Source organism: Pseudomonas sp. DF11, from assembly GCF_058148565.1.
In genome coordinates, this window is the sequence record NZ_JBYVYN010000005.1 from 432,696 (window position 1) to 451,101 (window position 18,406).

An 18,406-nucleotide genomic window follows, 5' to 3' on the forward strand; every position below is an offset into this window, starting at 1 on the left:
TCCAAGGAGTTTTCCCCTATGCGCTGGAGCCATCGTCTAGCTCTGCTGTGTTTATCTGCCAGCGTCTTGCTGGTTCCGTTCGCTGCCCAGGCCGCCACGGAAGAAGATCCTTGGGAAAGCATCAACCGTCCAATCTTTACCTTCAACGATACCATTGATACCTATGCGCTCAAGCCATTGGCCCAGGGGTATCAATACGTGACGCCGCAATTCCTCGAAGACGGCATCCATAACATGTTTCGCAACATCGGCGACGTAGGCAACCTGGCCAACAATGTGCTGCAGGCCAAGCCGGCCGCCGCCGGGGTCGACACCGCCCGATTGATCTTCAACACCACCTTCGGCCTGCTGGGCTTCTTTGACGTCGGCACCCAGATGGGCCTGCAGCGCAGCGACGAAGATTTCGGCCAGACCCTGGGCTACTGGGGGCTGGGCAGTGGTCCGTATGTGATGTTGCCGCTGCTGGGGCCGAGCACCCTGCGTGACGCGCCGGCCAAGCTGGTCGATGACTACACGGCTCCGTATCGTTATATCGATAACGTCTCGGTGCGTAACTCCATTCGAGGCCTGAACGTCGTCGACACCCGTGCCAGCCTGTTGTCGGCCGAGAAGATGGTGAGCGGTGACAAGTACGTCTTCATCCGCAACGCTTACCTGCAAAACCGCGAATTCAAGGTAAAGGATGGCCAGGTCGAAGACGATTTCTGATTTCGTCTCGTAAATCTGGAAGGGAAGGCGGCTCGGAAGGCCGCCTTCTGTGCTTTAGAGGCGGTTTGATCCTTCCATTGAGTTACGCTTCGCTCGGTTCTTATAACTCTCTGTACTTTGACAAATAAAGACGGCAAGCGGCTATCTGCATGAGCTTGAAACGCCCCTCGGATGGGAGTACCGTCTGCGCCTTAGAAGGGCACCTCTGATGTATTTGCGTGTAGGGCAAAAGGCCTGAGACCGGTACGACAGAGAGGCTAGAAAGCGAATCCAGTAGTGCGTGCCAGGCCAGACAGCCCAGCCCGCTACGCCAACCTAATTCTGGCGCCGTTTGCCCACATGCCAAAAACCAGTGCCACGCTGCTGATAATCGATGATGACGAAGTGGTGCGAGCCAGCCTCGCAGCCTACTTGGAAGACAGTGGTTTCAGCGTCCTGCAGGCCAGCAATGGCCAACAGGGTCTTCAGGTATTCGAGCAAGACAAGCCCGACCTGGTCATCTGCGACCTGCGCATGCCGCAGATGGGCGGACTCGAACTCATTCGCCAGGTCACCGAGATTTCCTCGCAGACCCCGGTGATCGTGGTTTCGGGCGCGGGCGTAATGAACGACGCGGTCGAGGCATTGCGCCTGGGCGCGGCGGATTACCTGATCAAGCCCCTTGAAGACCTCGCGGTGCTCGAACACTCGGTGCGCCGGGCCTTGGACCGTTCGCGGCTGTTGCTGGAAAACCAGCGCTATCGCGAAAAGCTGGAAACCGCCAACCGCGAACTGGAAGCCAGCCTGAACCTGTTGCAGGAAGACCAGAACGCCGGGCGCCAGGTGCAGATGAACATGCTGCCGGTCAGCCCCTGGACCGTCGACGATTTCCGCTTTGCCCACCAGATCATCCCGTCGTTGTACCTGTCGGGCGATTTCGTGGACTATTTCCGGGTCGACGAACGACGAGTGGCCTTCTACCTGGCCGATGTTTCCGGCCATGGTGCTTCCTCGGCGTTCGTGACGGTGCTGTTGAAGTTCATGACCACGCGGCTGTTGTTCGAATCCAAGCGCAATGGCACATTGCCAGAATTCAAGCCGTCAGAAGTCCTTGGGCATATCAACCGAGGCCTGATCAGTTGTAAGCTGGGCAAACACGTCACAATGGTCGGTGGAGTCATCGACGAGGAGACAGGTTTGTTGACCTATAGCATCGGCGGTCACCTGCCTTTGCCTGTGTTGTACACGCCAGACAGCGTTCGTTACCTGGAAGGGCGAGGTTTGCCGGTGGGCCTGTTCAACGAGGCCACCTACGAAGACCACGTACTGGAATTGCCGCCGACATTCAGCCTGACGCTGATGTCTGATGGCATTTTGGACCTTTTGACAGAACCTACACTCAAAGAGAAAGAAGCGGCCTTGCCTGAACGGGTAAGTGCAGCGGGCGGCAGCCTGGAAGGCTTGCGTCAAGTGTTTGGATTAGCCACGCTAGGGGAGATGCCGGATGATATCGCCCTGTTAGTGTTGAGCAGGAACCTTTGATGAGTACCGGTAGAATCCAGTTCGCCGAGCAGGACGGCACCTTTGTCCTGAAGTTTGTCGGTGAAGTGCGCCTGACCCTGTGTTCGGCGCTGGATGCGACTATTGAGCGGATCTTCACGGCGCTGAATTTCAACGCCATCGTGATTGACCTGACCGAAACCCGCAGCATCGACAGCACCACCCTGGGCCTGCTGGCCAAGCTGTCGATCCTGTCGCGGCAGAAGGTCGGCTTGCTGCCGACCGTTGTCACCACCCACAACGACATCACCCGTCTATTGCAGTCCATGGGCTTTGACCAGGTGTTCAACATCGTTGGCGACCCCGTGCCATGCCCTGAATGCCTGGACGACCTGCCTGACCAGGACCAGTCTGAAGAAGAAGTGCGGATCAAGGTGCTCGAAGCCCACAAGATCCTCATGGGGCTCAACGACTCCAATCGTGAAGCGTTTCATGACTTGGTGAATGCGCTGGAGCGGCCTTGATCTTGGGCTGCGCATCGGCTTGACGGGCGCCTTCGCGAGCAAGCCCGCTTCCACAAGGTCTCGCGTAGGCCACAAAAAACGAATCCAACCAATCCCCTGTGGGAGCGGGCTTGCTCGCGAAAGCGTCAGTACAGCTACCTGATCCCTCAGCGCGAAGCTGTCTCAGTCCTGTAGCTACAGCAGAATAAAAAAGGGCGAACCCACCAAGGTTCGCCCTTTTCACATTCCTGAATCAGCTCAAAGCTTGGCTTGCAGCAACGCCTCCAGCTTCTCCTGGTCCCGGGCAAACTGACGAATACCTTCGGCCAGTTTCTCGGTCGCCATGGCGTCCTCGTTGGACAACCAGCGGAACTGCGCTTCGTTGAGAATCAAGCGCGCTTCCCCGGCTTGCCCTGGCGCCAGCTTGCGCTCCAGCTTGCCTTCATCGGCGGCCAGTTTTTCCAGTAGGTCCGGGCTGACGGTCAAGCGGTCGCAGCCGGCCAGTTGTTCGATCTGGTTGAGGTTACGGAAGCTCGCACCCATGACCACGGTCTTGTAGTCGTTGGCCTTGTAGTAGTTGTAGATGCGCGTCACCGACTGCACGCCCGGATCATCGGCGCCGGTGTAGTCGTTGCCATTGGCTTTCTTGTACCAGTCGTAGATACGGCCCACGAACGGCGAAATCAGGAACACCCCGGCATCGGCGCAGGCGGCCGCCTGGGCGAAAGAGAACAGCAGGGTCAGGTTGCACTGGATGCCTTCACGCTCCAGCTGCTCGGCGGCACGAATGCCCTCCCAGGTGGAGGCGATCTTGATCAACACGCGATCCCGGCCAACGCCGGCTTTTTCGTACAGATCGATCAGACGATGCGCACGCTTCAACATGGCCTCGGTGTCGAACGACAGGCGCGCATCCACCTCAGTGGAAATACGCCCTGGGATTACTTTCAGAATTTCTTGCCCGACCGCCACGGCAAAGCGGTCGCTGGCCAGGCCCACATCGCCCTTGCAGTCCGCCACGCAGGCGTTCAGTTGCTCGGCATAACCTTGAATGGCCGAGGCCTTGAGCAGCAGGGAAGGGTTGGTGGTAGCGTCCACGGGTTTGACGCGGGCGATGGCCTCGAAGTCGCCGGTATCGGCCACGACGGTAGTGAATTGTTTGAGTTGTTCCAGCTTGGAAGTCATGAGCGTGCTCTGTCCTATGGGTCTGTTGACATTACCCGAGGGCCGGCAGCCACTCAAGGGCGTGAAGAGGTATCGACGGCCCCGGTGGCAACAACCTGAAAACGGTTGTTTGAAAGGTCGGGGCGGTATCGGTAGATACGATGCCAAAACAGCTCGCAGGTTCAAAGCAAGTGACGGTCAGCGCCCTTCCAACAATTGTCCCGCCTGATCCAGCAACGCCAATGGATCCTTGGTTTTGTGAATATCCACCGACAACAACTGCCGAAACCGCCGCGCCCCCGGGAACCCGGTGCCCAGCCCCAACACGTGACGGGTAATGTGATGCATCGCCCCGCCAGCGGCCAGGTGATCGGCAATATACGGCCGTAACTGCGCCAGCGCCTCGGCCCGGCTGATGATCGGCGCGGTGCTGCCGAACAGTTGCTGATCCACCTCGGCAAGCAGATACGGGTTGTGATAGGCCTCGCGCCCCAGCATCACACCGTCGAACGTCTGCAAATGCTCGTGGCACGCCTCCAGTGTCTTGATTCCGCCGTTGAGCACAATCTCCAACTCCGGAAAATCCGCCTTCAGCCGCGCGGCCACGTCATAACGCAGCGGCGGGATATCCCGATTCTCCTTCGGCGACAACCCCTCCAGAATCGCAATCCGCGCATGCACGGTAAAACTCGTACAACCTGCCTCACGCACCGTCCCGACAAACTCACACAACTGCTCGTAACTGTCCCGCCCATTGATCCCGATGCGATGCTTGACCGTCACCGGAATCGACACCGCATCGCGCATGGCCTTCACGCAATCGGCCACCAGCCCAGGATGGCCCATCAGGCAGGCGCCGATCATGTTGTTCTGCACCCGGTCGCTGGGGCAGCCGACGTTGAGGTTGACCTCGTCGTAACCGTGCTCCTGGGCCATGCGTGCGCAGGCGGCCAGATCGGCCGGGACGCTGCCGCCCAGTTGGAGGGCCAGGGGGTGTTCGGCTTCGTGGTGACGCAGGAAGCGCTCGTGGTCACCGTTGAGTAGCGCGCCGGTGGTGACCATTTCGGTGTAGAGCAGGGCGTGTTTGGAGAGGATGCGTAGGAAGAAGCGACAGTGGGCGTCGGTCCAGTCCATCATCGGGGCAACGGAGAAGCGGCGGGAGAGTGGGGCAGGTTGTAGGGGCATTGGGGATCTGATTCATCGGGGCGAATGGACGCAGTTTATCAGGGATGCTTGTCGGGTACTTGGCGGGCTCTCAAGGCTAGCCACTCAATCATTGATGACAACCAGGCAGAGCGCATGCTCGGTCAGTGTTCCAACGCGCACCTTGTGTTGACGATTTAATGTGGCTACGATAATTGCATGCAGATTACTTATGACCCAGCCAAAGACGCTCGCAACGTCGAAGAACGTGGACTTCCGTTTGCCCTCGTGCAGGATTTTGAATGGTCTACAGCATTGATCCTGGAAGATGATCGATTCGACTACGGCGAGTGTCGTTATCGGGCGATGGGGTACATAGGGGATCGGCTGCATGTCGTAGTGTTTACCCCACGGGGTGACGCGGTCCACGTCATCAGCTTTCGTAAAGCCAACAAACGGGAGGTCAAAAATTATGACCAAGAAACCCAGTCCTGAGAGGGTCGATACGGCAAACCCCGAATGGTCGACCGACGACTTTGCCAAGGCCAAACCAGCCAGCGAGGTGCTTGTTGGGTTGTTTGGTAAAGCTCAGGCAAAGGAAATGCTCAAGCCAAAGCGTGGTCGACCCAAGTCGGTAGCCACTAAAGAGCACGTTAATGTTCGTTTCGATGCTGACGTGCTGGAGAGATTCAGAGCTTCTGGCCCGGGCTGGCAAACACGGATGAACGCCGCCTTGGCCGATTGGCTCAAGACGCATACACCAGAAGAACTGAAGGCCTAGTTGCTAAATATCATTCCAAAAATAATTAGCCGCCGATAAGGCGGCTTTTTGTTGTTTGCTGATTGGATTTGTTTCGGTAAGGGTTATAAATAAATTCGTTCTCTGTTCTCTGTTCTCTGTTCTCTGTTCTCTGTTCTCTGTTCTCTGTTCTCTGTTCTCTGTTCTCTTGACCGTCACCGGAATCGATACCTCACGCAGTCACCAACCCCGGATGGCCCATCAGGCAGGCGCCGATCATGTTGTTCTGCACCCGGTCGCTGGGGCACCCGACGTTGAGGTTCACCTCGTCGTAACCGTGCTCCTGGGCCATACGGGCGCAGGCGGCCAGGTCGGCTGGGACGCTGCCGCCCAGTTGCAGGGCTAGCGGGTGCTCGGACTCGTGGTGGCGCAGGAAGCGTTCGTGGTTGCCGTTGAGTAGGGCGCCGGTGGTGACCATTTCGGTGTAAAGCAGGGCGTACTTGGAAAGGATGCGTAGGAAAAAGCGACAGTGGGCGTTGGTCCAATCCATCATCGGAGCAACGGAGAAGCGGCGGGACAGTGGGGCAGTTTGTAGGGGCATAGGGAATATGGATCAGCGAGGCGGATGGCACCGTTTATCAGGGAAGGGCAGGAGGTGTTGGGAGAGCAATAGTGCGCCGACTTCACCATTTGGTGCGGGTCGAGTGGGCCAGGCCTGTACAATGATTACAAAACGCTCGACTCTTATTGCCCCTTATCTCACGGGCTCATGCTTATGCTGATCATGGTTTCGGTCTGGATGTCTACCAGGCTCAATGCACCATCAGAAAATGAGCAGCCAGTGTCGATATAGACAACATTGCCCAAGCGTATAACACCGGATACTGCAGAATGCCCTACATAGAGCCGGTCTACTCCTTTAATGTGAGTGTGGTCTTGCTGCTCGATTTTCTCTCTTGCATACAGCGCAGTTTTCAAGGCTTGCCGCTGATGTTGTTCTCCAAAACTTCCAGTGATAGCGTCTTTGGCTTCCTGCCAGCCATCGGTACTTCTGAGGACAGGGGCTTCGGCATGGACTATTCCAATTGTTTGATCGCTTGATAAATTGATTTCAATGATCAATGGGAGTGCTTGCAAGGCTTTCAAAAGCTCATGCTGGACGGGTGGTTGCAACTCGTAGAGCCAGGCACCACCGTTACGGATATGTCGAGGTATATTCCCATGGCCGGAGAGGCAGTCAATAAGCATCTGTTCATGATTACCGCGCACCGCATGGAACCACGGCTTCTCAAGCCAATTCAATATATCTATGGAGTCGGGGCCTCTATCGATGAGGTCTCCCACGGAAAAAATACGATCCAGCTCGGTATTGAAATCCAGCTTGTTTAAGGCGGCTGTTAGAAGTTTGAAATGCCCGTGAATGTCGCCCACCGCAAAGTCGCGACCTTTTTTGTTGGGTGGGAAAGATCTCGTGCTGTACATTTTTCAGCGCTTCAGCAGACGTCAATTGACATTGACTGTATCACTTGCCTAAATAAACCGTAAGACGGTGAGCTTGGGGCATGAGGTCAAGCTTGAATCGCCTGTCCAATACACTTCTCAAAAACCTGCTCCATAGGCTCCATGACGCCGTTATAAGCCGCGATATTGGCGTAGATCCACTCGTCCTTCTCAATACCCCACCAACTGATTTCAAACCCGACATTCATGATGAGGTGTTCAAACAGAATGCGCTGGGCACGGCCATTCCCTTCGCGGAAGGGGTGTACGACGTTGATGTCGGAATAGGCCTCTGCCACAGCGGCTATCAGTTCAGCCCGCTCCATGCCCTCGAACCAGTTTGCCGCGGCCATGGTCATGAAGATTTTGCTGGCTTCTTTCTTCATGTATTCGGGTTGGCAAAAGCGGGTGGCTTGTTTGGACATGCCGACAGTGCGCAACTCTCCGGCCCATTCGAACAGGTCAGAAAAGAGAATTCGATGAATGTTTTGAAGGTAAGCCAGGCTGTAGGGGGGAGGGCTGAATTCGACGTTGTCCGCTGCGATGGCCGAGAGTTGTTGTTCGGCTTCGCTTAGGGTCGGTTCGTCTCGAATATCGAGTTTGTTGCGAAGGACCGTGGAGCCAGGATAGCAATAAGCGTCCTCGCCGACTCCATATTTGTCAGGCATCAGGTTCTGGTCTGGGTGAAGGCCTTCAAGACTTCTTCACGGGTTGGCATTTTGCGTTCGCCGTCTGCGAAGGTCACTTTGAAGCCTTCCAGGCGAAGGCTGGCCGCGTAGTTGGATCTGCGCGTTCTGGCGGCATAGGCCTTTTTGGTTTCAAGGCTGACGTTGCTCATGGGCTGAACCTCAATCGCGTTGGTTGGCCGATTATAGCCCATCCCGTTGGCATGGCCTACGTCGCGGCCTGGCCCCCCCTTATCAGGCATTGAATTGACCAATGGCGCTTGCATCGCAGTGCATCTCAAAATACTGTGTTTATATCCAGTATTCGAGATCCCTTCATGCAGCTTATCGCCAAGCTCGGCATTCTTGCCGACGCTGCCAAGTATGACGCCTCCTGCGCCAGCAGCGGTGCCCCCAAGCGTAGCTCCCGGGGCCGTGAAGGGCTGGGGGCCACTGATGGCATGGGCATTTGCCACAGCTATACGCCGGATGGGCGCTGCGTTTCGTTGCTGAAGGTGTTGCTGACCAATTTTTGCCTGTACGACTGCCAGTATTGCGTCAACCGTCGTTCCAGCAATGTGCCGAGGGCGCGTTTTACGCCGGAGGAGGTGGTACGGCTGACCTTGGATTTCTATCGACGCAACTGCATCAGTGGGCTGTTCTTGAGTTCCGGCATCATTCGCTCGGCCGATTACACCATGGAGCAGTTGATACGCGTGGCGCGGTTGTTGCGCGAGGTGCACCAGTTTCGTGGCTATATCCACCTCAAGACCATTCCCGATGCCGATCCGCTGTTGATCGAGGAGGCGGGGCGGTTGGCCGATCGCTTGAGCGTGAATATCGAGTTGTCCTCCGACATCAGCCTCAAGCGCCTGGCACCGGAAAAGCAGTTGACGACCATTCGCCAGGCCATGGACACCATTCGCCAGGCCATGGACACCATCCACCAGGGGCAACAGGCGGTGGCCGGTGAGCCGCGGGCACCTCGCTTCGCCCCGGCTGGGCAGAGCACGCAGGTGATTGTAGGGGCTGATGCAACTGATGATCACGCCATCCTGAGCAACGCCGAGTCGCTCTATCAGGGGTACGGTCTGCGACGGGTTTACTATTCAGCATTCAGCCCGATTCCCGACAGCCCTGCCAGCGTGCCCTTGGCGGCCCCTCCGTTGCTGCGCGAGCACCGGCTTTATCAGGCTGATTTCCTCATGCGCGGTTACGGCTACAAGGCCGGCGAGCTGTTGAGCGAAACCCACAACCTGGATTTGGACATCGACCCCAAGCTGGCGTGGGCGCTGGCCAATCGTGAGGTGTTCCCGCTGGATATCAATCGCGCCGAGCCGGCATTGTTGGCGCGTATTCCGGGGATTGGCCTGCGTAGCGTGCAGCGTCTGGTTGCACTGCGCCGAGAGCGGCGGGTGCGTTATGACGACCTGGTGCAGTTGCGGTGTGTGCTGGAGAAGGCGCGACCGTTTATTGTCACCAGCGATTACCGGCCGGCCGACGATCAGGTGCGCAGTGGCCTGCTGCGGGCGCGGTTGCGCGATCCCCAACGTCCGGTGCAAATGGGGCTTTGGTGATGATTGCCCTGGATTGTGAGGATGATTTCTCCACCTGGCGCGATCAGGCTCGAACGTTGCTCGGCCACGGCATCGACCCGAGCGATGTCACGTGGGCGCAGGGCCCGGTGGCCGATCTGTTGGCCAAGCCGACGCCGCTGCCTCAAGGGCCGGGCCCGTTCCGTACGCGGGTCCCCGCGGCCTTGCTGACCCAGCTCGAACAGGCTGGCCGTTACCAGGGCGAACAGCGTTGGAACCTGCTGTACGAAGTGCTTTGGCGGGTTGCCCATGGTGACCGCACAGCCATGCTCGCGGGCGACCGACTGGGCAGTGAACTGCAGCGGCGGATCAAGCAGGTCCAACGCGAGGCTCATCACCTGCATGCTTTCGTGCGCTTTATCCCCCTGCCGCCGGCATTGGCCGAGCAACTGCAATTGGACCTGGTCGCCTTTCACCAGCCGGCCCATGACATCCTCGAAAGCGCCAGCGGTCATTTTGCCGAGCGGTTGGGGCAGCAACGCTGGCTGATCGCAACGCCACGCGATGGCATCCGTTTCGATGGACAGTCGCTGGATTACCAGCGACGTTGCCCCGAGCAGTGGCAGCACTGGGCGCGTCACGCCGACGATCCCGGTGCTGAGCTTTGGCGGACCTATTACAGGCACATCTTCAACCCGGCGCGACTCAATCCCCAGGCGCTGCGTCAGCACATGCCGGGGCGATTCTGGCAGCACTTGCCGGAGGGCGAGTTGATTCCTCGACTGGTGGGGTTGGCACGGCGGGGCAAGCAGCGGGATGGGCAGGCGTTGGAGGTGGGGGCGCAAATGGGTAAGCGGATAGTTGTTGGTGCTGTTGTTGAGGATTAAACAAGTTCTGAGTCCATCGCCGGACATTCCCATCGGACGTTTCCCTCAAGCTGTGTCGTTCCCCGCTGACTATCCACCCCATCACCCCGTGCGCTAAGTTTTCTACGTCGCTGCAAATTCAGCGAGAGGGTGTGGAAGCCCTCACGAAAACCTAGCGCGTTGCACCGCTAAATTAAAAAGCAGACGCTTTTCCTAGGTCTGCTGTTAAATTACGGCGGCTGTACGCGGGGCGCCTTCGGGTGCGCCGGGTCCTAGGTTCTCGGTCTTCCACACCCGCGTACAGCTGCCACCCACCAGGTGGAAGTGGTGAAGGCAGTTCCTTTACATAACCTAGGTACAAGCCAATGAAAAAGCTCACCCCCAACCCTCCGAAAACCACTGCCAATCCAAGGTGGCTTCGTCTAGTGTCACCCAAGAATATCTCCTGCCAAATATCCGAATCTCGATTCCGGATTCGCTCCCTTTGCCAGCGGCATCCCAATCCGCCACTGACCTCCCATCCCCGCAGGAGTAACCCCTCATGTCCCGCTACATGCCCATCACCGGTATCGAAAACAATTTCCACGCGCTCCTGATCGACACGGAAGCGCCGCTGGACGTGCTGCACGACACCGCCGCTTACCGCATCGCCGCTGTCACTCAGTTGCTGGAAAACCTCGCCATGCGTTCCGACATCAGTACGGACGCGGTGGTACTCCATGATTTTGCCCAAGTACTCGCGATCCCCCTGCGCGACGGGTGTGATTTGCTGGATGTGATTGGCCGGCGATTGCAGGCGCAGGTTCTGGCGTTGTAATGAAAGTGGGCGACTTCCCCAAGGTCGCCTGCATTGCCTTGCTCATCATCCTGTGCAGCCTGAAACTCTGTGGGAGCGAGCCTGCTCGCGATAGCGGTGGGTCAGTCGATGGAGATGCTGGATGTGCTGCCGTCATCGCGAGCAAGTTCGCTCCCACAGTTTTTTCCGAGCTGTTCATAGATATTGCGTTCACCTCAAATCCCTTGTGGGAGCGAGCCTGCTCGCGATAGTGGTGGGCCGGTTGATGGAGATGCTGGATGTGCTGCCGTCATCGCGAGCAGGCTCGCTCCCTCAGGATAATCAGCGTTTCGATGGGTTTGCTTATATCCTCCCAGGGGGGATAGGATGGCGGCGTTGATTCACCGAAAACCAGGGCTCAAGTCATGAGTGCGCACGACCACGAACATCCCCACCAAAGCCATGCAGCGATCATCAAGCGCCTCAAGCGCGCGGATGGCCATTTGCGCAGCATTATCACGATGATCGAAGAAGGGCGTGAGTGTGTGGATATCGCCCAGCAGTTGCATGCGGTGGAGAAAGCGGTGTGCCAGGCCAAGCGCACGTTGATCCAGGATCATATCGATCACTGCCTGGAAGACACCGTTTCGGCGCTGGAGAAGGGGGAGCGCGCGCCGCTGGAAGCCTTTAAACAAATCACTAAGTACCTCTAGGCCAGACATGCCCAATTTTGCTGAATTACTGCAACAGGGAGGCGCTCACGCCTGGCTGTATTTCCCCAGCGCTATTTTGCTGGGCGCCTTGCATGGCCTTGAACCTGGCCATTCAAAAACCATGATGGCGGCGTTTATCGTGGCGATTCGGGGCTCGGTCAAACAAGCGGTGTTGCTGGGGTTGGCGGCGACACTTTCCCACACCGCTGTGGTGTGGCTGGTCGCCGTTGGCGGCATGTACCTGGGCCAGGGGATGGACGCCGAAACCACCGAGCCATATTTTCAGCTGGCATCTTCCGCGCTGATCGTTGCCATCGCGTTGTGGATGCTGTGGCGTACCTGGCATGGCGAGCGGATGTTCCAACAGGGACATGACCACCACCATCATCACGATCACGATCATCACCACAAACACGACCACGACCATACCGAACCCAAAGGCCTGTCGCTGTCCCTGGAGGGCTATCAGGATGCCCACGAACAGGCGCATGCCAACGACATCCGCAAGCGCTTCACCAACCGGGAGGTCACCACGGGCCAGATCATCCTGTTCGGCCTGACGGGCGGACTGATTCCTTGTCCGGCGGCCATTACCGTCCTGCTGTTGTGTCTGCAGGTCAAAGAGGTCGCGCTGGGCGGCCTGCTTGTCCTGTGCTTCAGCATTGGCCTGGCGATAACTCTGGTAACCGTAGGGGCTGCGGCGGCCATGGGGGCAAGGCAGGCTTCCAATCGCTGGCCTTGGCTGGGCACTGTTGCGCGCCGGGCACCTTACTTGTCCAGCGTGTTGATCATCGGCGTCGGTCTCTACGTGGGTATCCACGGCTGGATCGGTTTGTACGCATAGCCTTCCGTCTCGAGAAGCACAGGGGCCAACGCCATCGCGATTCCTTGCGACACCGCCCATGCCTTCGTCGAGCGCATCCAGCCGCACTTGAGGGTGCCCATCGTCAACATGTTGACCGAGACGGTGGAGTGGGTTGTGCACAAGTACGGTTCGGGCAAGGCGATTGGCCTGCTGGCGACTTCCGGTACCGTGCAGAGCCAGGTCTATCACCAGGCGGCACGCCGCGCCGGGCTGCAGATCCTCACGCCTGGGGTCGATTATCAAGCGATGGTCATGGACGCCATCTATGGCCCACGGGGGATCAAGGCCGGCTTCACGCAAGGGCTCTGTAAGGAGCAACTATTGCTGGCCGCCGAGCACCTGTGCGAGTTGGGGGCAGGGGGGGGGGTCTTGGGATGTACCGACTGAACTGGGAAGGGCTTTCATAGCCCACTTTGTAGGCCGCACTCGCCACGTCCACATGCTCATTGAGCATCAGGCGCGAATACGAGACCGCGGCTCGGACCGACGATGGAGGCGCTGACGGCGTGGTGGGATGAATACGGGAAAGCGTGCCCGTGAAGGCGAATCCACGCGGGCATAAACCCACCAACAATGGGCGACCTTAAGGTCGCCCATTGGCGTTATAGCCCAAGACCTTCCTCTATCAGGGAGAGCAGGGTGTCCTCGTCCAGTGTCACGGGGTCAGGTTGTTGCCCGGTCAACCGGAGCGCCTGGAGATGCCATAGCGATTCCCCATGCTCGCCGAGTGTGCGCACGATGCAGTGCTCCTGTCCCTTCATATGGACCTCGATGCATCCTTCTCCCCTGGACGAGAAACGCGCAATCGGATCGAATGAAATGCGGCGATGATTGCCTTCGATCACCAGTTGATCGATCGCGTAGTTGTACGTCGAACCGCTGGAGTGGCTTTCAAACACGTGGGTAGGATTGCGTCGAATGTCCAGGCCAGCCTCGCACACGGGCGCCAGCCAGATTTCGATCTGGCGGTACAGTTCGTAGACCTGGGCGGGCCAATGCCCGATAGCCAGGTCGGCGCAGTTATCGGTATCGGCGCGGGTTTGCTGGGTTTTCCGCAGTTTGGCCGCTAGCTCGTCTGCCTTGCTCATGTCGATTCCCTGTCGTGATGATAGGTTGAGCTTAGCTGATGGGGTGTGGTGTTCATTTGCGCTGGGTCATGGGGTGGTGTGTTGTTGAGTTTCGATGCGATGACGATCACCAAGGCATTACGAGGAGCAAGTCATGCACATGAGAACGCTGAGCTATAACGACCTGGGACCATTGCGCGATGCGCTCACCATGGCCGGTCTCCCCGTGGACGACCTGACGTATCCCGGTCGACAGTTCTTCAGCTTCAGCCAACAAGGTGTTGATGTGGCGTTTGGTGGCATCGAGGGGGAGGGGGCTGACCGGTTGCTGCGTTCGCTGGTTGTCCTTGATGGGCAACGGAGAAAAGGCACTGGCGCGGCGGTGCTGGTCGCTATCGAAGCGTTTGCGAAACGTGAGGGAGTAGAGCGGCTGCACCTGTTGACCGACAGTGCCGCCGCGTTTTTTACCGGCCAGGGCTATCAGGCGCAGGATCGCTCGTCGGCGCCTGCTCCGATCAGGGCGACGGCCCAGTTCAAGACCTTGTGCCCGGCTTCGGCGACGTACCTGAGCAAACGTCTGGTCTAGCGCAGCAAATGCACCGCCAGCCCGGCCAGGCCGCACGCCAGTAACACCTGGATCACCCCGCGCTTGTAGCGAAACAGCGCAATGGCCGCCAAGAGGGCGATGATTGCCGACGGCCAGTCCAGGGCACCTGCAAAGCCGTTGGGCCAGAGCACGTGGTAACCGAAGAAGCACGCCAGGTTGAGGATCACCCCGACCACCGCTGCGGTAATCGCGGTCAGCGGCGCGGTAAATTTCAGCGTGTTGTGCGTCGACTCCACCAGCGGGCCGCCGGCCAGGATGAACAGGAACGAAGGCAGGAAAGTGAACCAGGTCACCAGCGTGGCCGCGACGGCCCCGGCGAGAAAGGCCTGTTCGGGACCGAATACCTGCATCACATAGCCGCCGACGAAACCGACAAAAGCCACGACCATGATCAGCGGTCCGGGGGTGGTTTCGCCCAGGGCCAGGCCATCGATCATTTGTGTCGGCGTCAGCCAGCCGAAGTGTCCGACGGCGCCCTGGTACACGTAGGGCAAAACCGCATAGGCACCGCCGAAGGTCAGCAATGCGGCCTTGGTGAAGAACCAGGCCATTTGCGTAAACGTGCCGCCCCAGCCAAACACGGCGGTCAGCAGGCCCATCGGCAATAGCCACAGCAGGGCACCGATGACGGCCAGTCGGGTCAGCCTGGCGGCGCTGAAGCGAGTGTGCTCCGGGGGCGGCGTATCGTCGTCGATCAATGCGGGGCCGAAGGATTTGTGCCGGGAATCGTGACCGCCCAGGCTGAATTTCCCCGGTGCCCAGCGGCCACCGAAATAACCGATGACAGCGGCACCCAGCACGATCAGAGGGAAGGGGAGATTAAAGGCGAATATCGCGGTGAACGATGCCGCGGCGATTGCCCACAACCAATTGTTCTTCAGTGCGCGGGAGCCGATCCGGTGGGCTGCATGCGCCACGATTGCTGTCACGGCCGGCTTGATGCCATAGAAAATGCCCGCCACTATCGGCACCTCGCCAAAGGCGACGTACAGCCAGGACAACGCGATGAGGATGAACAGTGAAGGCAGCACGAACAGCGCCCCGGCAATCACCCCGCCCCAGCTTCGGTGCATCAACCAGCCCAGGTAGGTCGCCAGTTGCTGGGCCTCTGGTCCGGGCAGCAGCATGCAGTAATTAAGGGCATGCAGGAATCGTCGTTCGGAAATCCAGCGCCGGCGCTCCACCAACTCCTGGTGCATGATCGAGATCTGCCCCGCCGGGCCGCCGAAACTGATGAAGCCCAGCTTGAGCCAGAACCAGAAGGCCTCGCGCAGGCTGACGGTGTCGGGTCTGCTCAGGGGCTGTTCGTCATGGGGGCGGATCGGTTTGCTCATGGGCGACGGGCACTTAAAAGTCAAAGGCGATCTACGTTATGGGGCGTTACGCAATTTAGATAGCCCCCGGCGAGGTTTGCTTGTAAAAAAACAACCCTTCAGAGAGTTGAAACACCAAATTGAAACAGTCATCGCCGGATCATCCCGCTTTCGCACAATCGCCCCAAGGAGTGGGTCAATGAAACAACGTTTTGCCATGGCCGTGCTGATCGTATTGACACTGGGCTACATGGGAGTGGGCAATGCCCGCGAATCTGGCAATGCACGGGCGCAACCCGTGGCCGGAGTGTTCGATTACTACTTGCTGGCGCTGTCCTGGTCACCGACGTTCTGCCTGACTCACCAGAATGACGCGCAGTGCTCCGGTAAAGGCTACGGCTTTGTACTCCATGGCCTCTGGCCGCAATACACCAAAGGCGGTTGGCCGCAATTCTGTGCGCCTCAGGCTCCATTGACGACGCAGGAGCAGAAGAAGGGCCTGACCTTGTTCCCTACCCGCAAGTTGATGGCGCATGAGTGGTCCAAGCACGGTACCTGCAGCGGCCTCGGCGCCATGGGCTACCTGGAGGTTGCCGATAGAGCCTTGGGGGCAGTGAAAATCCCACCGCAGCTGCAACCGTTCAATTCCTCGTACTATTTTGAAGCCAAGGAGATCATCCGGCTGTTCCGCCAAAGCAATCCAGGCATCGCGCCTGATGGCATTACGGTGATTTGCAGTGGACCGCAGCTGTCGGAAGTTCGGGTGTGCATGGACAAGGACCTGGCGTTCGCCGCGTGCGGCAAAGGTGTCAGGACACAATGCCGGGCCGGGGAAATCCGAGTGCCGCCTGTGCGGTGAGCACCCCGAACCACTGACCTGTGGCGCGGGAAATTCTTGGTCCTGGAGAGGGCATTTTTATCGCTGGCGGGCTGGTTTTTGGATCCACTCAAGCCACCCATCGGCTCCGCTGCAGAGGCAAATTGCCGCCTCACAAGCGGTAGGCTAAGCTCACGAATATTGGGGGCTTTGAGCGAATTCGCTCATGTTTTGTCCTCTTCAGGAATTCGCTTGCCTATCCCTATTTTCGATCCTTTCCATGTCCCTGCCAGTGCCTTGAAACGCCTGCCGTTGCTCAAGGCAGCGGTTACGTTTATCGCGGCGGTGTGCCTGTGCCTGTGCGGTTTGCTTTACCTGCAACTGGAGCAGTCCCGCAGCCATGACTTGGAATCGGCCCGCATCGCCTCGACCACCCTTACCCGAGCCATGGCACAGCAGGCCCAGGACACCTTTCTCCAGGCCGATCTGGTATTGGCCAGCCTGGCGGATTGGATCCAGGTCGACGGCTATGGTCCCGCGGTACAGCCACGCTTGCAGCAGACCTTTGCCCGACGCGTGCAGTCGCTTGAGCAATTGCATGGCCTGTTCCTGTTCGACAAGCACGGTCACTGGATAGTGACCTCCTTTGACAACTTGCACAGGGGGCCAGGGGTGGCGGATCGGGAGTACTTCGCTTTCCACCAACAGAACGCCTCCCTGATCGCCCATATCGGCCCGGCAGTCCGCAGTCGGCAAAACGGCGACTGGATCATCCCGGTTTCCCGGCGCCTGAATGATCAGGATGGCAACTTCCTGGGCGTGTTGATGGCCGGCGTCAAAATGTCGTATTTCGATCGGTTCTTCAAAAGCTTCAGCCTGGATGATCAAGGCGAGATGGCCCTGGCTTTGTCGGACGGGACACTCCTGGCCCGTCGCCCCTTCGATGAGGGGCGGATCGGTCATCCGCTGTCCGAGGAGCATATCTACAACCATGCCCTGGCCAGCGGCATGGCTGGCGATGCACTCATCCGTTCCGCCATCGATGGTGTCGTCAGGCTGTATGGGCATCAACATCTACAGGCCTATCCGCTGGTGGTCACCGCGGCGATGTCCGAGGAGGCGATCCTGGCGGGCTGGTACGACAGGGCTTTCCAATCCAGTCTCATTGTCGGTCTGGTGGTGCTGGGCATTTGCTTGTTCGGCTGGGTATTTGTGCGCCAGGTCCGTAATAGCGAACGGATCGAAGCGGACTTGCGCAAGGCCCAGGAAGCGTTGGAGCTGATTGCCACGCACGACAGCCTCACCGGGCTGGCGAACCGTCGCCTGTTCGAGCGGGCCCTGGACATCGAGTTCGGCCGGGGCGCCCGTCAGCGCAGCCCCTTGAGCCTGATCATGCTCGATATCGATTTTTTCAAACGCTACAACGACGCCTATGGACACGTGGCCGGGGATCATTGCCTGGCGGAAGTAGCCAAGGTGCTCAAGAGCAGTTGCCATCGCAAGGCCGATCTGGCGGTACGTTATGGTGGCGAAGAGTTTGCGGTGCTGTTGCCCGACACCAATCTCTCGGGGGCCATGGCGCTGGCCGAGCAGATCCGCCGCAGCGTCATCGACAAGCACATCACCCATTCCGGCTCCCCGACCGGCTACCTCACGGTAAGCCTGGGCTGCTATGCCTTCGTCCCCAGCAGCCTGGACAGCATCGAAATCTTCATCCAGCGGGCCGATGCGGCGCTGTACCAGGCCAAGCACAGCGGCCGCAACCGTGTGGCGGTGTTATCGACGGAAGGTGGGTTCGATACGCTGGCGCGCTCGGATCGTTGAGATCGGTTGGAATCATCGGCGACGTGTCACGGTCCATTGTTCAGACGCTACGCTGGCGACGTACAAGAAGTGTGTAGGCCCTTTCGCAAAGAACCGTGGGCTCGCCAACCGATCAGGCAGTGG

Annotated in this window: 20 protein-coding genes and 3 pseudogenes; 14 read left to right on the top strand and 9 right to left on the bottom strand. The window is 58.7% G+C overall.

Features of this window, described 5'->3' with window-relative positions:
• Positions 1–18: 18 nt before the first annotated feature.
• The 3 genes from AC30D9_RS17985 (at position 19) to rssC (ending at position 2,711) form a co-directional block, all read left to right on the top strand.
• A complete protein-coding gene (locus AC30D9_RS17985; protein ID WP_134923526.1) occupies positions 19–708 on the top strand; it encodes an MlaA family lipoprotein in 690 nt (229 codons plus the stop codon).
• A gap of 339 nt (positions 709–1,047) precedes the next feature.
• Positions 1,048–2,229, top strand: coding sequence for a two-component system response regulator RssB (rssB, locus tag AC30D9_RS17990; protein WP_014339338.1), 1,182 nt, complete (start codon positions 1,048–1,050; stop codon positions 2,227–2,229).
• Positions 2,229–2,711, top strand: coding sequence for an anti-sigma factor antagonist RssC (rssC, locus tag AC30D9_RS17995; protein ID WP_134923527.1), 483 nt, complete (start codon positions 2,229–2,231; stop codon positions 2,709–2,711). Before rssB ends, rssC begins: the two co-directional genes overlap by 1 nt.
• Before the next feature lie 237 nt (positions 2,712–2,948).
• On the opposite strand, the gene tal is transcribed toward rssC, so the two are convergent.
• A complete protein-coding gene (gene tal, locus AC30D9_RS18000) occupies positions 2,949–3,875 on the bottom strand; it encodes a transaldolase (RefSeq protein WP_109751601.1) in 927 nt (308 codons plus the stop codon).
• 177 nt (positions 3,876–4,052) lie between these two features.
• The gene (gene dusA, locus AC30D9_RS18005) at positions 4,053–5,039 is read right to left on the bottom strand and encodes a tRNA dihydrouridine(20/20a) synthase DusA (RefSeq protein WP_490144504.1); all 987 of its coding nucleotides are present in this window, start codon (positions 5,037–5,039) and stop codon (positions 4,053–4,055) included.
• Between the two features lie 177 nt (positions 5,040–5,216).
• Between dusA and AC30D9_RS18010 the strand changes: the two genes are divergently transcribed.
• Entirely contained in the window at positions 5,217–5,492 is a 276-nt protein-coding gene (locus AC30D9_RS18010) for a BrnT family toxin (protein ID WP_490144505.1), read from the top strand.
• On the top strand, positions 5,470–5,778 hold the full coding sequence (locus AC30D9_RS18015) for a BrnA antitoxin family protein (RefSeq protein WP_490144506.1): 309 nt from the start codon (positions 5,470–5,472) through the stop codon (positions 5,776–5,778). The genes AC30D9_RS18010 and AC30D9_RS18015 overlap by 23 nt, the downstream gene beginning before the upstream one ends.
• 199 nt (positions 5,779–5,977) lie before the next feature.
• Here the strand turns inward: AC30D9_RS18015 and AC30D9_RS18020 are convergent.
• From AC30D9_RS18020 to AC30D9_RS18035, 4 genes and pseudogenes are all read right to left on the bottom strand, one after another.
• A pseudogene (locus AC30D9_RS18020) lies at positions 5,978–6,337 on the bottom strand (tRNA-dihydrouridine synthase); the annotation flags it as partial.
• A gap of 158 nt (positions 6,338–6,495) precedes the next feature.
• Positions 6,496–7,218: a metallophosphoesterase gene (locus tag AC30D9_RS18025; RefSeq protein ID WP_490144507.1), complete on the bottom strand. Its 723-nt coding sequence runs from the start codon at positions 7,216–7,218 to the stop codon at positions 6,496–6,498.
• 86 nt (positions 7,219–7,304) lie between these two features.
• Positions 7,305–7,904, bottom strand: a complete 600-nt coding sequence (locus AC30D9_RS18030; protein ID WP_490144508.1) for a putative adenosine monophosphate-protein transferase Fic — start codon at positions 7,902–7,904, stop codon at positions 7,305–7,307.
• Positions 7,904–8,074: a YhfG family protein gene (locus AC30D9_RS18035; RefSeq protein ID WP_307571319.1), complete on the bottom strand. Its 171-nt coding sequence runs from the start codon at positions 8,072–8,074 to the stop codon at positions 7,904–7,906. The genes AC30D9_RS18030 and AC30D9_RS18035 overlap by 1 nt, the downstream gene beginning before the upstream one ends.
• A 165-nt stretch (positions 8,075–8,239) precedes the next feature.
• On the opposite strand from AC30D9_RS18035, the gene AC30D9_RS18040 reads away from it, so the two are divergent.
• From AC30D9_RS18040 to AC30D9_RS18065, 6 genes and pseudogenes are all read left to right on the top strand, one after another.
• A complete protein-coding gene (locus tag AC30D9_RS18040) occupies positions 8,240–9,478 on the top strand; it encodes a putative DNA modification/repair radical SAM protein (protein ID WP_490144509.1) in 1,239 nt (412 codons plus the stop codon).
• A complete protein-coding gene (locus tag AC30D9_RS18045; protein WP_490144510.1) occupies positions 9,478–10,323 on the top strand; it encodes a TIGR03915 family putative DNA repair protein in 846 nt (281 codons plus the stop codon). Before AC30D9_RS18040 ends, AC30D9_RS18045 begins: the two co-directional genes overlap by 1 nt.
• Positions 10,324–10,843: 520 nt before the next feature.
• Positions 10,844–11,119 (top strand): hypothetical protein, encoded by a 276-nt coding sequence (locus AC30D9_RS18050; protein ID WP_103308880.1) that lies wholly within the window; start codon positions 10,844–10,846, stop codon positions 11,117–11,119.
• 383 nt (positions 11,120–11,502) lie between these two features.
• Positions 11,503–11,790, top strand: a complete 288-nt coding sequence (locus AC30D9_RS18055) for a metal-sensing transcriptional repressor (RefSeq protein ID WP_307571315.1) — start codon at positions 11,503–11,505, stop codon at positions 11,788–11,790.
• Between the two features lie 7 nt (positions 11,791–11,797).
• Positions 11,798–12,634, top strand: coding sequence for a nickel/cobalt efflux protein RcnA (locus AC30D9_RS18060; RefSeq protein WP_307571314.1), 837 nt, complete (start codon positions 11,798–11,800; stop codon positions 12,632–12,634).
• Positions 12,635–12,649: 15 nt separating this feature from the next.
• Positions 12,650–13,039: pseudogene (locus AC30D9_RS18065) on the top strand (aspartate/glutamate racemase family protein); the annotation flags it as partial.
• On the opposite strand, the pseudogene AC30D9_RS18070 reads toward AC30D9_RS18065, so the two are convergent.
• Both AC30D9_RS18070 and AC30D9_RS18075 read right to left on the bottom strand, forming a co-directional pair.
• Positions 12,999–13,115, bottom strand: a pseudogene (locus AC30D9_RS18070) (AraC family transcriptional regulator); the annotation flags it as partial. The pseudogenes AC30D9_RS18065 and AC30D9_RS18070 sit on opposite strands and share 41 nt — an antisense overlap.
• Before the next feature lie 142 nt (positions 13,116–13,257).
• On the bottom strand, positions 13,258–13,743 hold the full coding sequence (locus AC30D9_RS18075; RefSeq protein ID WP_490144511.1) for a hypothetical protein: 486 nt from the start codon (positions 13,741–13,743) through the stop codon (positions 13,258–13,260).
• Positions 13,744–13,876: 133 nt separating this feature from the next.
• On the opposite strand from AC30D9_RS18075, the gene arsN2 reads away from it, so the two are divergent.
• Positions 13,877–14,308: an arsenic resistance N-acetyltransferase ArsN2 gene (arsN2, locus tag AC30D9_RS18080; protein WP_490144512.1), complete on the top strand. Its 432-nt coding sequence runs from the start codon at positions 13,877–13,879 to the stop codon at positions 14,306–14,308.
• Here arsN2 and chrA read toward each other — a convergent pair.
• The gene (gene chrA / locus AC30D9_RS18085) at positions 14,305–15,663 is read right to left on the bottom strand and encodes a chromate efflux transporter (RefSeq protein ID WP_490144513.1); all 1,359 of its coding nucleotides are present in this window, start codon (positions 15,661–15,663) and stop codon (positions 14,305–14,307) included. The genes arsN2 and chrA overlap by 4 nt on opposite strands.
• A 178-nt stretch (positions 15,664–15,841) precedes the next feature.
• Here chrA and AC30D9_RS18090 point away from each other — a divergent pair, with 178 nt between their 5' ends.
• Both AC30D9_RS18090 and AC30D9_RS18095 read left to right on the top strand, forming a co-directional pair.
• Positions 15,842–16,501: a ribonuclease T2 family protein gene (locus AC30D9_RS18090; protein ID WP_307571310.1), complete on the top strand. Its 660-nt coding sequence runs from the start codon at positions 15,842–15,844 to the stop codon at positions 16,499–16,501.
• A 210-nt stretch (positions 16,502–16,711) separates the two neighbouring features.
• Positions 16,712–18,283, top strand: coding sequence for a sensor domain-containing diguanylate cyclase (locus tag AC30D9_RS18095; RefSeq protein ID WP_490144514.1), 1,572 nt, complete (start codon positions 16,712–16,714; stop codon positions 18,281–18,283).
• Positions 18,284–18,406 lie beyond the last annotated feature (123 nt).

Bases quoted from the DNA above. Each gene is read 5' to 3' on its own strand.
- AC30D9_RS17985 (WP_134923526.1), top strand. From the start codon at position 19: ATGCGCTGGAGCCATCGTCTAGCTCTGCTGTGTTTATCTGCCAGCGTC.
- rssB (WP_014339338.1), top strand. From the start codon at position 1,048: ATGCCAAAAACCAGTGCCACGCTGCTGATAATCGATGATGACGAAGTG.
- rssC (WP_134923527.1), top strand. From the start codon at position 2,229: ATGAGTACCGGTAGAATCCAGTTCGCCGAGCAGGACGGCACCTTTGTC.
- tal (WP_109751601.1), bottom strand. From the start codon at position 3,875: ATGACTTCCAAGCTGGAACAACTCAAACAATTCACTACCGTCGTGGCC.
- dusA (WP_490144504.1), bottom strand. From the start codon at position 5,039: ATGCCCCTACAACCTGCCCCACTCTCCCGCCGCTTCTCCGTTGCCCCG.
- AC30D9_RS18010 (WP_490144505.1), top strand. From the start codon at position 5,217: ATGCAGATTACTTATGACCCAGCCAAAGACGCTCGCAACGTCGAAGAA.
- AC30D9_RS18015 (WP_490144506.1), top strand. From the start codon at position 5,470: ATGACCAAGAAACCCAGTCCTGAGAGGGTCGATACGGCAAACCCCGAA.
- AC30D9_RS18025 (WP_490144507.1), bottom strand. From the start codon at position 7,218: ATGTACAGCACGAGATCTTTCCCACCCAACAAAAAAGGTCGCGACTTT.
- AC30D9_RS18030 (WP_490144508.1), bottom strand. From the start codon at position 7,904: ATGCCTGACAAATATGGAGTCGGCGAGGACGCTTATTGCTATCCTGGC.
- AC30D9_RS18035 (WP_307571319.1), bottom strand. From the start codon at position 8,074: ATGAGCAACGTCAGCCTTGAAACCAAAAAGGCCTATGCCGCCAGAACG.
- AC30D9_RS18040 (WP_490144509.1), top strand. From the start codon at position 8,240: ATGCAGCTTATCGCCAAGCTCGGCATTCTTGCCGACGCTGCCAAGTAT.
- AC30D9_RS18045 (WP_490144510.1), top strand. From the start codon at position 9,478: ATGATTGCCCTGGATTGTGAGGATGATTTCTCCACCTGGCGCGATCAG.
- AC30D9_RS18050 (WP_103308880.1), top strand. From the start codon at position 10,844: ATGTCCCGCTACATGCCCATCACCGGTATCGAAAACAATTTCCACGCG.
- AC30D9_RS18055 (WP_307571315.1), top strand. From the start codon at position 11,503: ATGAGTGCGCACGACCACGAACATCCCCACCAAAGCCATGCAGCGATC.
- AC30D9_RS18060 (WP_307571314.1), top strand. From the start codon at position 11,798: ATGCCCAATTTTGCTGAATTACTGCAACAGGGAGGCGCTCACGCCTGG.
- AC30D9_RS18075 (WP_490144511.1), bottom strand. From the start codon at position 13,743: ATGAGCAAGGCAGACGAGCTAGCGGCCAAACTGCGGAAAACCCAGCAA.
- arsN2 (WP_490144512.1), top strand. From the start codon at position 13,877: ATGCACATGAGAACGCTGAGCTATAACGACCTGGGACCATTGCGCGAT.
- chrA (WP_490144513.1), bottom strand. From the start codon at position 15,663: ATGAGCAAACCGATCCGCCCCCATGACGAACAGCCCCTGAGCAGACCC.
- AC30D9_RS18090 (WP_307571310.1), top strand. From the start codon at position 15,842: ATGAAACAACGTTTTGCCATGGCCGTGCTGATCGTATTGACACTGGGC.